This window comes from Albibacterium bauzanense (genome assembly GCF_004339765.1).
Taxonomy (GTDB): domain Bacteria; phylum Bacteroidota; class Bacteroidia; order Sphingobacteriales; family Sphingobacteriaceae; genus Albibacterium; species Albibacterium bauzanense.
The window spans coordinates 572,503-585,821 of sequence record NZ_SMGO01000001.1; the positions used below are offsets into that span (position 1 = coordinate 572,503).

Consider the following 13,319-nt stretch of genomic DNA (forward strand, 5'->3'; position numbering starts at 1 on the left):
AGGGATATCTCAGAACTTGCATAATGTGTAAAATGACTCCACATACTTTCTTTATGCTTAGGTTTCATATAACAAATTTAAAAAATCAAACGATATATTCAGCAATTATAATGATTATAAAACAGAGCCAGCACGAGAAAAATATTTCCAATACCAGGGTTCTTTCAAATCGCTGATTATTACTCCTTTACTGGTCGATACATGTACAAATTTATTATTTCCCAAATAAACTCCAACATGGTCAAAGGTCTTTCCATCAAAATTAAAAAACACCAGATCGCCTTCCTTTAATTGATTCTCATACTTTCGTTTAACAACTTCAGCCATATCCCTCGCAGTTCTAGGAAGGGTTTTACCATATACATCCAATATCAAATGATTTGTAAAAGCAGAGCAGTCTATTCCTCTTTTATCCTGGCCACCCAAACGATGAGGAATCCCCATCCATTCATCAATGTATCTATAGAGTTCGTAATTTTTAAGATCCTTGGCATCTACGCCAATAATATCCGCGTATTTATTAAAAATATTTCCAGAAGATGGGTTATTCCTTACAGAAGAAGATGGTGATGAAGGTAATGTTGTACGAAGACGTTCGGGGCGAGATAAACAACTCGTTAAAACGCTTGCACAAAATACAAGGATTATCCATGTACTAAGTCTTTTCCCCATCATTACCAATAAAAGCTAATGAATAAAGGTTTCAGTAAGCTGTTGAATCTGAACATGGTTCTCTTCACTAATAGATAAAAGTTTCGCTTCAATAACTTCATTAATTAAAAGAGGATCATATGGCGTTTCAACCTTAACATAGTTCGATGAAAACCCATGCATTAATCCATTCTTCTGATCACTTTCAAATAATATCTCAACCTGCTTGCCAAGTTGTTGCTCATAAAACAAACGACGCTTCTTCTCAGATAGTATATGCAGCATTTTACTTCTCTCTGATCTGCTGGCACCAGGTACCGAACCTTCCATTTGTGCAGCGATGGTATTTTCTCTCTCTGAATAAGTAAAAACATGCAGATAAGAGATTGGCAATTCATTTAAGAACTGGTAAGTATCGAGGAAGTCTTCCCTGCTTTCTCCAGGAAACCCCACAATCACATCAACACCAATGCAGCAATCCGGCATTAAAGCTTTTATCGTTTTTACACGTTCTACATATAACTCACGTCGATATCTGCGTCTCATCAGTCCCAATATTTTATTAGAACCCGATTGGAGAGGCATATGGAAATGAGGAACAAAACGCTTAGAATTTGCTACAAAATGAATCACCTCATCGGTTAATAAATTAGGTTCAATAGAAGATATTCTAAACCTGTTAATACCTTCTACATGATCTAAAGCAGTAATTAGATCTAGAAAAGTCTCCTTACGCTCACCATTTTGCAATCCAAAATCACCAATATTCACCCCCGTCAATACAATTTCCTTAATTCCGGATGCAGCAATTTCTTCAGCTTGTTTAACAATGTCTGAAATTTTACCACTTCTGCTGGCTCCTCTGGCAAGCGGTATGGTGCAAAAAGTACAAGAATAATCGCAACCATCCTGAACCTTCAAGAAGGTACGTGTACGGTCACCAATAGAAAAGGCAGGAACGAAAATATTGGTTTCAGAAATAGGTTTATTATGAATAATTGCCTTAGGCTGCTTCGTTAACTCATTGATATGTTCAATAATGTTAAACTTTTCAGCAGCGCCCAATACCATATCCACGCCTTCAATTTCAGAGATCTCTTTTGGCTTTAACTGAGCGTAACAACCAACAATGGTTATGTATGCACCTGGCGAATGCTTTAAAGCTTCTTTTACAACCTTTCTACACTTTTTATCTGCATGGTCTGTAACAGAGCAGGTATTAATTACATATACATCTGCTTTCTCGTTAAAAGCAACAGGCTCATATCCAGCATCCTGAAACAACCTGCCGATGGATGATGTTTCAGAAAAGTTAAGTTTACAACCTAATGTATAAAAAGCTACTTTCCTATTCATAATTGCTTGCAAAAATAAGAAATTATTTAAGAGCTTTCCTATTCATTAGGATTCATAAAGAATAACACCTTCTTTAACTCTCTGTTTCCAGATAAGGTGTGTCAACAGGTTTGGATTCAGGCGAACCCTTTTGACGTAAAAAGATAGTTAACACAACAATGGATGCGACAGATAGAAATTCGCTTTGCCAATTCTGAAAAGTCTCAAACCAAAAGGTTGGCTCAAAAACATACATTGATATTTCAACTACAGGTTTTCCGTCCATCTTCTGCTCAACATTAAAATCTTCCCAGCTACCATAAAAATGCATTGTCCAACTTATAAGAAATAACAATAAAAAAGTGAGGGATAAAGAATGACTGTACAATTTTAAGATCCAACCACCCTTACGAACAGGCCAGGGAGCTTTAGCCGAGGGCTCGGGTTCTCTATCTACCGGTTCCTTTCCTTCTATCTTTTTAGATTCTGCAGATCCTATCTGACGTAAACTAATAGTAAGCACCACATATAAAGCCATTTGAAGAAATTCACTTTCAAAGTTTTCAAAAGTAGCTGAAATAAAATGACCACTATTTAAATATTCTGTAAATGATAAAGCAGCCATTGAAGCGTCTTCTAATTCAGAATTATGGACTTTAAAGCCTGTTAAGGCCTGTGCCAAAAGAGTTATGAAAAATAGAGCAATGAAAACTATCGATAAACTATTACGATATAACCAAGAATAGTGCTTCTTCATATATTTATTTTTATACCAAATTATCTGTAAAAAGGTGTTCTCTAAAATAACATTCAATCTCTTATTAAGTTTCATGATGAATAAAACTAATTAAATTAGTAAATTGCATGCATGAGAAGCGGACAAGCAGACTTACCTTTACATTATGGCAAAGTACCCATCTGGCTAGCAGAAAGGATGAGTAAATTGGGAGGTGCAATTGCAGAAGCTATTGTATTAGAATATGGCAAAACCACCTTATTGCAAAAATTAAGCGATCCATGCTGGTTCCAGTCTCTTGGCTGTGTTATGGGCATGGACTGGCATTCATCGGGTATCACTACTTCGGTAATGGGTGCACTTAAGAAATCCATAAACACTCGCTCACAGGAACTAGGAATCTATATATGTGGAGGCAGAGGAAAACATTCTCTTAAAACTCCCATGGAAATAACGGCCATCGCAAATAAAACAGGAATGGCTGGCGAAGAACTTATCCGCGCAAGCAGGCTCTCTGCAAGAGTTGATAACAACGCTATACAAGATGGATTTCAGCTTTATTTACATTCATTTATTTTAAGTAATGAAGGAGAATGGGCGGTTATTCAACAAGGAATGAATACCAATAACAAAATGGCCAGAAGATACCATTGGCATTCTCCAAGTATAAAATCCTTTACAGAAGAACCTCATCAATTTATTTATGGAAAGAATCAAGGAAAGATCTTAAATCTTACAGATAAAGCAGCAACTCCATTAAAATCAGAGATGATTCAATTGTTAAAAGAGGAACCGTCTCACTTATTAAAAGAAATAAAAACACTCTGCATGCCCGCACATCACGATGTCAGAGAAAAAGATATAAACCTAAAACGTTTAGGATCAATTTTAACACTTGCGCAGAACTTAGAAGTGAATGACATGGAATCTTTGTTATTACTAGACGGAGCAGGCCCCCGAACTATTCAGTCATTGGCATTGGTCAGTGAAGTTATTCATGGAACAACTTCTCGTTTTGATGACCCGGCACGCTTCTCTTTTGCACATGGCGGAAAAGATGGCCACCCCTTCCCTGTTCCTTTAAAGGTCTATGATGAAACTATACAACACCTTGAAACAGCCTTGCAAAAGGCTAAATTAGGTTTCAATGACAAGAATCAAGCATTAAAAAACCTGTCAAAAGTTGCTATCGAAATGGAAAAGGACTTTAAGCCCAATGATCGGTTTGAGGATTTGATTCAAAAAGAACGGGATGACTCCTGGAAATATAAAGGAATGACAGTTAATGGTCCTGCAATACCCAATAAAAAGGGAGATTTAAGTAAAAAGAAACACATTCAATTAAAGCTTGACTTTTAGATAACAGACTAAGAACAATTTGCTTTGCCTTTCATTTAAAGCTATGTATATTTGTAATGATGGATATAAAACAACTTTTAGAGAGAGCCCTGCGATTTGAATTCTTAACACAAGAAGAAGGAGTTTATCTATATAACAATGCTTCTACAGCTGAATTAACCTTTACGGCTAATGAGCTTCGTAAAATTCAGGTACCTCACGGAAAAGTAACCTGGCAGATTGATAGAAACGTTAATACAACCAATGTCTGCATTGCAAATTGCAAGTTTTGTAATTTCTTCAGACGCCCGGGTCATCCAGATAGCTATATCACCGACATAGAAACCTATAAGCAAAAAATAGAAGAAACCTTCCTCTATGGAGGCGATCAGCTATTGCTTCAAGGAGGTCATCACCCAGATTTAGGGCTTTCCTTTTATACCACTCTATTTAAGCAATTAAAAGAACTCTATCCTACCTTAAAGCTACATGCTTTAGGCCCCCCAGAAATAGCTCACGTCTGTAAATTAGAAGGATTAAGCCATACTGAAGTTTTAAAGGCTTTAAAAGAATCAGGCCTTGATTCGCTACCTGGTGCTGGTGCTGAAATATTAAACGATCGGGTAAGAAGACTGATTTCTAAGGGTAAATGTGGCGGACAAGAATGGCTGAAGATTATGGAATCGGCTCATCAGCTAAACATTTCTTCTTCTGCTACCATGATGTTCGGACACATTGAAACCATTGAAGAACGCTTCGAACACCTGGTTTGGATTCGTGAAGTTCAGGAAAAGAAACCTCCAGAAAGCGATGGTTTTATTGCCTTCATTCCATGGCCATTTCAAGATGACGGAACTTTACTTAAGAAAGTACGCGGTATAACGAATACCACCACCAGCGAAGAATATATCCGCATGATTGCCTTAAGCAGGATTATGCTACCTAATATTAAAAACATTCAGGCCTCTTGGTTAACTGTTGGTAAGAAAACAGCACAGGTTTGCTTACATGCAGGTGCAAATGACTTTGGTTCCATTATGATCGAAGAAAACGTAGTTTCTGCAGCTGGTGCGCCTCATCGCTTTACCTCACAAAGTATTCAAAAAGCGATACAAGAAGCTGGATTCGAACCGCAATTGAGAAATCAGAAATACCAATGGCGGGAAACTCCTGCCCATATGGAAGAACAAGTTATAGATTATTGATTCTAAATGATCGATCAATTAGAGCAGCATATCGAAGCCTTAATCTTTGCCTCTGAGCAAAGTATTTCCGCATTAGAGATACAAACCATCCTCCAAAACACATTTAACGAGGAAGTAGCTGCTGAAGAGATCGATCAGCTTATTAATAGAATTGAAAGTAAATACAATCAGGAAGAGCTTGCAATTGGTTTGTTCCGCTTAAATGATGGCTTCCAATTTTTGAGTAAAGCCAAGTATTACACAGTTATTAACCAATTACAAATACACCGTTCTAAGAAGAAATTAAGCCAGGCAGCCTTAGAAACCCTGGCTATTATTGCTTACAGAGAGCCCATTACCAAGCTGGAAGTCGAACAAATTAGAGGTGTCAATTGCGATTACTCCATCAGAATGCTTTTAGAAAAAGAGCTGATCACCATTCTTGGAAAGTCAGATGCTCTTGGAAAACCCATCCTTTACGGCACAAGCCCCTTATTTTTAGATCACTTTGGCATTAACTCAAAAGCCGATTTACCAAAGCTAAAAGAGATCGTTTCGGAAGAAAATTTTATTGGAAATTCTGAAGAATAAAAATCAATAATATTTTAGGAAAATATTTTAAATACTTTGTACTTTTATAATCCAAAACAGGTAACAATAAAATTTGACTAATTTATGAAAACGCCGGGAAAGACTGTACGAGCTGATAAAAAATCAGAAGTGTTTAAAAAGAAAGGTTCGAACAACGATTCATTTAATGACTTTGACGACGAAATGGAGTTAGAGGATTTTAGTGAATTCGAAGACTTAGATGACTTCGACGTTGAGGACGACGATTTTTAATCCATCCAGAATCTTTTAGAAAAGAACCTAGAATAATGGCAATACTATATCCTAGGTTCTTTTAGATTAGTTTCCTTTAACCTTACGAAGCTCTTCGTAAAGGTCGATTACCTTTTTTTGCAAACCGATGATCTGATCCTCACAGGCTTTAATCTTTCCGTTTGCCAGTTCAAGCTCCGTATTATACTTCTTCTGGTCATCCGCATCATTATAAGTAAGAAGCTGTACAATACTCAAATCAAACAATTGAGAAATTTGATCTAAACGCGATAAGTTCACGTCAGTTATACCGGTTTCTATTTTAGAAAATGCAGGAATAGAGATATCCAAGCGTTTCGCAACATCTTCCTGGCTCCAGCCACGTTGATGCCTTAACAGCCTAATTTTTTTTCCTAGATTTTTCATATGCTACCCTTTATGTGTGTTTTAAGCGTATTTGTCGTTCACATAACACCCTTACAAAGATACAATTAACTAATTAAGAAATAAACCTCTCTGATTAAGAAATAAATTCTTCAGCAAAATTAACCAGGCTAATTCCTCCGAAATTGCCTGAACTCATAAAGAGTAAATTTTTACCCTTCGAGTCTATTCCTTGTAAATATCTTTTCAAACTATGAATGGTACTAAAGCAAACTATATTCTCATTATTGAAAGCGGTTCGTAGTAAACTGTCGCTTAAAGGAACAAGATTCTTTTGTTTAAATGTTTCCTGATTAATAAATATCAAGGGGATATCAGCCTTATTCATGGTATCCTTATATTCTGATAGAAAACCTTCATTCAAACTTACGTTAGAAGGTAACTCCATAATAGCCACCAAAGTTTTATCAGGATATTGTTCTTTTACAGCTTGAATAGAAGCTTTTACCTTCGAAGGTGTATGAGCAAAGTCTTTATAAACCACACTCTCACTGTTGCTGGTAACAAACTCGAGTCTCCTTGAAGCACCTTTAAAGGATTGAATTATTCTAAAAAACTCCTTACGGCTAATCCCTAACCACTCACAAACTGTATAAGCTGCTGCTAAATTTGAAAGATTATGGCGGCCAAATACCTGAAGAGGAATTTCACCTTCGGGTGTATGTACTGATGTTTGTCCTTTATTAATCGTAAACTCAGGTGTGCGATAACCGTGTTTATTAATTCTTGAATTATTCTCAGAAACCAATTCTTGAACTTGCTTATCCTCCTTGTTGTAAATTAAAGTTCCTTTTGGAGCAATACTTTCAATAAAGAGTTTAAACTGACGCAAGTAACTTTCGAAAGTCGGATAAATATCAACATGATCCCAGGCTATACCGCTTATTAAAGCAATATTAGCTTTATATAGCAAGAATTTAGGACGTTTATCTTCAACAGAGGCAAAGTTATCATCGCCCTCAATAATAATTATTGGAGCGTCTTTAGAGATACGTACCATATTCTCAAAGTCATTAAGCTTCGCCCCTACCACATAATCAAATTCACGGCCCAATTCTTTCAAAACATGCATAATCATCGAGGTAATTGTAGTTTTTCCATAACTACCTCCTATCACAACGCGTAATTTATTAACAGATTGCTCGTAAATAAACTCCGGATAAGAATAAACAGTTATCCCCAACTCCTTCGCTTTAATTAATTCAGGATTATCTGCCTTGGCATGCATTCCTAAAATAACCGCATCTAGCTCACTATCAATCTTATCAGGATACCACCCATTTTCTCTGGGCAGTAAACCATGCTCAAATAAATTAGAATGCGCGGGCTCATAAATGTAATCATCAGAGCCGCTAACTATATAGCCCTTATTGCTCAGAGCTATTGCCAAGTTATGCATAATACTTCCGCCAATAGCAATAAAATGAACGCGCATAAATTATTGTTCTTTATTAAATTTAAATTTTGCAGCAACCCAATTGTCGCGTGTCTTATAATCCATAAATTCAAAACCGCATTTAGCAGCCTCTTTCTTTAATAGATCAAGATCTTCCCCTTGGTAAAAACCACTTAAAAACAAGTTCCCCCCTTGCACAATAGCCTGCGAATAATAATAAAGATGTTCTAATAGTATATTTCTGTTAATATTAGCCAATATAATATCAAAGTTCTGGTGAGGGATTGCATAAGCAGAACCTTCCAGAACTTTCATGTTGCTAATATTATTTAAATGTTTATTTTCTTTCGAACTTTCCACACATATTGGATCATTATCAATTGAAACAATATTGTTTGCTAAAAGTTTGGAGGCAAGAATACCAAGTATTCCTGTCCCACAACCAATATCCAATATGGTTTTACCTTCCAGATCTTCTTCCAGAATATACTCCATCATTAAACTTGTTGTTTGATGATGGCCTGTTCCAAAAGCCATTTTCGGATCTATCAAGATCTCAATTGGGTAATCTGGATAAGCATCATGAAAAGTTGCTCGAACACATACCCGATCCTTAATAAAGATTGGCTGAAAGTTGCTCTCCCACAATGCATTCCAGTTCTGAGGAGCTATCGAAGACAATTTATAGCTTACCTGAAAACCGCTATCTAAGTTCAACAGAACTGTTTCCAGATCAATCGGATTAAAATTAGGTTCAGGAATATAAGCTTTAAACCCCTCCTCTGTTTGCTCAAAAGTATCAAAACCTGTATCGCCAAGTTTATCGATCAATAAATCTTGCTGCCAGCTCTGCGAGGGATTACAATTAAAATCGAATTCTAAATATTTCATCGGTTAGGACCGTATTAACGTCCGTTAAACACATTTATAATATCAAGAAAATCTCTTGATTTCAAAGAAGCTCCGCCAATTAACCCACCATCAATATCTGCTTGTGAGAAAAGCTCAGCAGCATTCTTAGGATTACAACTTCCTCCATAAAGAATACTTGTGTTATCTGCAACCTCTTGATTAAAGCTCTTAGCAATCTCTTCACGAATAAAAGCATGAACCTCTTGTGCCTGCTCAGGAGTAGCTGTTAAACCTGTACCGATAGCCCAAACAGGCTCATAAGCAAGTACCACATTTGCAAAGTCTTCGTTTGAAAGAAGAAACACAGTCTCTTTTAATTGTTTTGCAAGAATATCCCAAAATTCACCCGATTCTCTTTCGTCTTTCGTTTCACCGATACAGAAAATAGGCTTCAATCCATTCTTCAAAGCCTGGTTCAATTTCACTTCAAGCAATTTCTCATCTTCACCAAAGTATGCACGACGCTCTGAGTGACCTAATATTACATAAGATGCGCCTGTAGATTTAACCTGGCTTGCAGAAATTTCTCCTGTATAAGCCCCACTATCATTTTGATGAATATTTTGTGCTCCTACAAAAACATTTTCAGAATCCTTTGATTGTTGGGCGATGTTGTATAAATGGATAAAAGGACTGCAAACAATTACTTGTTGATTGCCCCTTGTTTCATCTCCAACCATGTTAAGGATCTCTGAAAACAAACTAATTCCTTCTTGATAGTCAAGATTCATTTTCCAATTACCAGCAACGATTTTATTTCTCATGTTTTAAATAATTTAATAATTTCTATAGTTTTTCGTTAAATCAAAAACCGATTTAAGCAATTTTTTTTCAATCTCGTCAAATTTACAACTACGCCTTTGAAAAAGCAATTCACTGGTCTGAAACATTTTCTCTATCTCATAACAAGTAAAACTACCCTTACTTCCCCATGAAAAATCAGGGATAAAAGTAGGCGGTACACCTACATCAAAAATACTAACACTCACCCCCACCACTGTACCTGTATTAAAGGCAGTATTAATGGCGCAACGAACATAGTCGCCCATAATAACACCACAAAACTGCAAACCAGTTTCCCGATAATTCTTCTTCTCGTAATCATAAAGGCGCACATCCTTGAAATTGTTTTTCATATTAGAGTTATTCGTATCTGCGCCCCAATTACACCACTCACCTACCACCGAATTTCCCATATAACCATCGTGCCCTTTATTTGAATTTCCCCAGATAACGCTGGTATTCAATTCTCCTCCAACCGTACAATAAGGCCCTATAGTAACATTACTGTAAATCCGAGCACCCATCTTTATAGTCGATTCTTCACCTAAAGCAAAAGGACCACGAATGTGGCTTCCTTCCCAAACCTGACTTGATTTGCCCAAATAAACCGGCCCCCTACTGGTGTTAAAAGTTGCAAATTCAGCATTTACCCCTTCTTCCAAAAAGATAGGGTAATCTCCAAAAACTTGGTTTGTTGTACTTAAAGGAGCAGAAACTCGCCCTTTTGTTAAAAGTTCAAAATCTTTCTTAATCTCTTCTCCATTATTCTTAAAGATATCTTCCGGATAGTCAATACGATCTATTGATTCCTGATAATGAACAAGTTTAATGCTCTTTTTATCCAGATCTTTAATATGAAAAGATGAAACAGTTCCCGCGTCAGCCACATCTGTTTTAAATGCGATAATCTCATCCTGTGAAACCAATGCCTCACCTGCTTTTAAACTACGAAGGCTTTCACATAAATGTTCGTCAGGGAGAATATTTCCACGGATAATCAGAACCGTATTATCCGATACATTACTTAAAGGATATTTTTCTGCCAGATAGTCTTCTGTAACAAAAGATACCGGCACATTGAAGTATTTACTCCATTTCTCATCAATGGTTAATATCCCTACCCTCAAATTCGAAACAGGACGTGTCAATGCTAAAGGGAAGAGCTTTACACGCCATAAATCGTTATCATAAAGAATTATCTGCATGACCTGTTTGTTGGGTAATAACCGATTGAATTTCAATAAAATTAAAAAAGTCCCGGCAATAATAACCGGGACTTTCTTTTTATTCTAAAATATGCTTATTTTTTATTGTAACGAGTACGGAATTTATCAATACGTCCCGCAGTATCAATTAACTTCATTTTTCCAGTATAAAATGGATGTGAAGTATGAGAAATTTCTAGTTTAACCAATGGATATTCATTCCCGTCTTCCCACTGAATAGTCTCTTTGGTATCAATGCAAGACTTTGTTAAAAAGGCATATTCGTTAGACATGTCTTTAAAAACAACTGGTCTATAATTTGATGGATGCAAATCTTTTTTCATTGTATTTTTTATATGATTGTATACTTGTTCTCTGCTAATTAGGGCGCAAATATACTTAAACCAAATGCATTAACAAAATATTTTAACGCATTTTTAAAAAACCTTCAACGCCTGTTTAAATGTATTGCAATGTGCATCTACAATTGCCCGATGCTGAGGAGAATAGCCCCCTCCCATGCTTACCTGAACAGGAACTTTATATTCCTTACAGTATTGAAATACGAGTAGATCTCGCTCCTGGCAGCCTTTTTCTGAAACAGACAGCTTACCCAATTTATCAGAAGCAAGAATATCTACCCCTGATAGATAAAAAACAAAATCGGGTTGCTCTCTCGAAAACAAAAGCTTTAAATTATCAGCCAACACTTCCAGGTATTCATCATCGCCTGTATAATCCGGCAGTCCGACATCCAGATTAGAAACTTCCTTTTTAAAAGGGAAGTTATTCTGACAATGCATCGAAAATGTAAACACCTTGCTATTACTCTCAAAGATCTCTGCCGTGCCATTTCCCTGATGAACATCCAGGTCAATCATCAAGATCTTCTTGCAATGCTTTTTATTCAACAAATAAGCAGCAGCAATTGCCTGGTCATTTAACAAACAAAAGCCCTCTCCCCAATCGCTTCCAGAATGATGTGTACCTCCGGCAATATTAAAAGATACACCCTCATCCAAGGCAAACAAGCTCCCTTTTATCGTGCCCTCAACAATTCTAAGTTCACGTTCAATAAGCTGTTCTGATAGCGGAAAGCCAATCCGCCTGATCTCCTGATAACTAAGCTGCATCGTTTTCAAACGCTGCCAGTAATCTGCTTTATGCGCTAATAAAATATAGTCCTCATTTACCGGTTCCGGCTCAAAGAAATTATCCAATGTAACTACCCCTTGATATATCAGCTGTTTATAAAGCAACTCATATTTAACCATCGGGAAACGATGCCCCTCTGGTAAAGGATGCACATACAAAGGATGATATGCTATCTTAAACAATAGGAATCTTTTTAAACGCCTTATTCAGCCATCACATGTTCTTTCGCTGTTATATAGCGTTCAGCTTCTAAAGCAGCCATACAACCCGTTCCTGCTGCAGTTACCGCTTGTCTGAATACATGATCCTGCACATCGCCACAAGCAAAAACACCTTCAATATTGGTTTGCGTACTGTTATCTTTTGTTATCAGATAACCAGTGCTTTCCATATCAAGCCAATCAACAAACAGCTCAGTATTAGGCTGATGACCGATAGCAACAAAGAAACCTGTTACATCAACCGCTGATTCTTTAAGTGTTTGGTTATTAACTACCCGAACACCGGTAACATTTAACCCGTCACCCAAAATCTCTTTGGTTTCAGTGTTATAATAGATCTCAATATTTGGGGTATTTAATACGCGATGCTGCATCACCTTAGACGCACGAAACTCGTCACGGCGAACAAACATATGCACCTTTTTACAAAGTTTTGCCAGGTATGTAGCTTCTTCTGCGGCTGTATCTCCAGCTCCTACAATCGCTACTTCTTGTCCTCTAAAGAAAAAGCCATCACAAACTGCACAAGCAGAAACACCGAAACCATTGTATTTTTGTTCACTTTCTAATCCCAGCCATTTAGCACTGGCGCCAGTTGCGATAATAATAGTATCGGCAGTAATAACCGTTACTCCATCAACTTCAACCTTATGTACCGGACCAGTAAAATCTACTTTAGAAACATGGCCAAAACGTATCTGAGCTCCAAAGCGCTCTGCTTGCTTCCTGAAATCCTCCATCATTAAAGGACCGGTTATACCTTCAGGATAACCCGGATAATTCTCTACATCATTTGTGGTGGTTAATTGCCCTCCAATAATAATTCCAGTATATAAAACTGGCTTCAAATCTGCCCGGGCAGCATAGATGGCTGCAGTATAGCCAGCAGGGCCTGAACCAATAATCAAACATTTTACATGTTCCACTTCCTGCGCGTCTTTTTCTACTTCTTCTATTTTTTCTATCATTTTTACCGTGTTATTTGCGAACAAAAATAAGAAATTTTAAGATAGCAATTGTCTGACTAAATTCAAATGAATAAGCATCAAACATTTATAAATAATTAGAATTTTAATACTCTTTTAATACGCCGGATGATGTTATTTATCGCTAATATTACATGAAATATTTTTGCGC

15 protein-coding genes are annotated in these 13,319 nt (G+C 36.8%); 4 read left to right on the forward strand and 11 right to left on the reverse strand.

All coding sequences use genetic code 11. The features are described 5' to 3' along the window. Nucleotides 1-114 precede the first annotated feature (114 nt). From C8N28_RS02635 to C8N28_RS02645, 3 genes are all read right to left on the reverse strand, one after another. Nucleotides 115-675, reverse strand: a complete 561-nt coding sequence (locus tag C8N28_RS02635) for a C40 family peptidase (RefSeq protein WP_132221262.1) — start codon at nucleotides 673-675, stop codon at nucleotides 115-117. Between the two features lie 12 nt (nucleotides 676-687). Beyond that, nucleotides 688-2,007: a tRNA (N(6)-L-threonylcarbamoyladenosine(37)-C(2))-methylthiotransferase MtaB gene (gene mtaB / locus C8N28_RS02640; RefSeq protein ID WP_132221264.1), complete on the reverse strand. Its 1,320-nt coding sequence runs from the start codon at nucleotides 2,005-2,007 to the stop codon at nucleotides 688-690. 73 nt (nucleotides 2,008-2,080) lie between these two features. Continuing rightward, a complete protein-coding gene (locus C8N28_RS02645) occupies nucleotides 2,081-2,743 on the reverse strand; it encodes a DUF6766 family protein (protein ID WP_132221266.1) in 663 nt (220 codons plus the stop codon). A 111-nt stretch (nucleotides 2,744-2,854) separates the two neighbouring features. On the opposite strand from C8N28_RS02645, the gene C8N28_RS02650 reads away from it, so the two are divergent. From C8N28_RS02650 to C8N28_RS13770, 4 genes are all read left to right on the forward strand, one after another. After that, on the forward strand, nucleotides 2,855-4,081 hold the full coding sequence (locus tag C8N28_RS02650; RefSeq protein WP_132221268.1) for a DUF763 domain-containing protein: 1,227 nt from the start codon (nucleotides 2,855-2,857) through the stop codon (nucleotides 4,079-4,081). A 59-nt stretch (nucleotides 4,082-4,140) separates the two neighbouring features. Further along, nucleotides 4,141-5,265 carry a cyclic dehypoxanthinyl futalosine synthase gene (gene mqnC / locus C8N28_RS02655; protein ID WP_132222503.1) on the forward strand — a complete coding sequence of 375 codons (1,125 nt, stop codon included), beginning with the start codon at nucleotides 4,141-4,143 and terminating at the stop codon, nucleotides 5,263-5,265. Between the two features lie 6 nt (nucleotides 5,266-5,271). Next, a complete protein-coding gene (gene scpB, locus C8N28_RS02660) occupies nucleotides 5,272-5,835 on the forward strand; it encodes an SMC-Scp complex subunit ScpB (RefSeq protein ID WP_132221270.1) in 564 nt (187 codons plus the stop codon). A gap of 84 nt (nucleotides 5,836-5,919) precedes the next feature. Further along, nucleotides 5,920-6,087: a hypothetical protein gene (locus tag C8N28_RS13770; RefSeq protein WP_165870289.1), complete on the forward strand. Its 168-nt coding sequence runs from the start codon at nucleotides 5,920-5,922 to the stop codon at nucleotides 6,085-6,087. Between the two features lie 66 nt (nucleotides 6,088-6,153). On the opposite strand, the gene C8N28_RS02665 is transcribed toward C8N28_RS13770, so the two are convergent. The 8 genes from C8N28_RS02665 to trxB form a co-directional block, all read right to left on the reverse strand. Then, nucleotides 6,154-6,492: a helix-turn-helix domain-containing protein gene (locus C8N28_RS02665; RefSeq protein ID WP_132221272.1), complete on the reverse strand. Its 339-nt coding sequence runs from the start codon at nucleotides 6,490-6,492 to the stop codon at nucleotides 6,154-6,156. Nucleotides 6,493-6,586: 94 nt separating this feature from the next. Then, nucleotides 6,587-7,945 carry a UDP-N-acetylmuramate--L-alanine ligase gene (locus C8N28_RS02670; RefSeq protein ID WP_132221274.1) on the reverse strand — a complete coding sequence of 453 codons (1,359 nt, stop codon included), beginning with the start codon at nucleotides 7,943-7,945 and terminating at the stop codon, nucleotides 6,587-6,589. A gap of 3 nt (nucleotides 7,946-7,948) precedes the next feature. Continuing rightward, nucleotides 7,949-8,797, reverse strand: coding sequence for a 50S ribosomal protein L11 methyltransferase (prmA, locus tag C8N28_RS02675; RefSeq protein ID WP_132221276.1), 849 nt, complete (start codon nucleotides 8,795-8,797; stop codon nucleotides 7,949-7,951). A 14-nt stretch (nucleotides 8,798-8,811) separates the two neighbouring features. Then, entirely contained in the window at nucleotides 8,812-9,582 is a 771-nt protein-coding gene (gene tpiA, locus C8N28_RS02680; RefSeq protein ID WP_132221278.1) for a triose-phosphate isomerase, read from the reverse strand. A gap of 12 nt (nucleotides 9,583-9,594) precedes the next feature. Continuing rightward, on the reverse strand, nucleotides 9,595-10,806 hold the full coding sequence (locus tag C8N28_RS02685; RefSeq protein WP_132221280.1) for a putative sugar nucleotidyl transferase: 1,212 nt from the start codon (nucleotides 10,804-10,806) through the stop codon (nucleotides 9,595-9,597). 95 nt (nucleotides 10,807-10,901) lie between these two features. Continuing rightward, a complete protein-coding gene (locus C8N28_RS02690) occupies nucleotides 10,902-11,150 on the reverse strand; it encodes a type B 50S ribosomal protein L31 (protein ID WP_132221282.1) in 249 nt (82 codons plus the stop codon). 93 nt (nucleotides 11,151-11,243) lie between these two features. After that, entirely contained in the window at nucleotides 11,244-12,143 is a 900-nt protein-coding gene (locus tag C8N28_RS02695) for a histone deacetylase family protein (protein WP_132221284.1), read from the reverse strand. 20 nt (nucleotides 12,144-12,163) lie between these two features. Further along, nucleotides 12,164-13,150, reverse strand: coding sequence for a thioredoxin-disulfide reductase (gene trxB, locus C8N28_RS02700; protein WP_132221286.1), 987 nt, complete (start codon nucleotides 13,148-13,150; stop codon nucleotides 12,164-12,166). Nucleotides 13,151-13,319 lie beyond the last annotated feature (169 nt).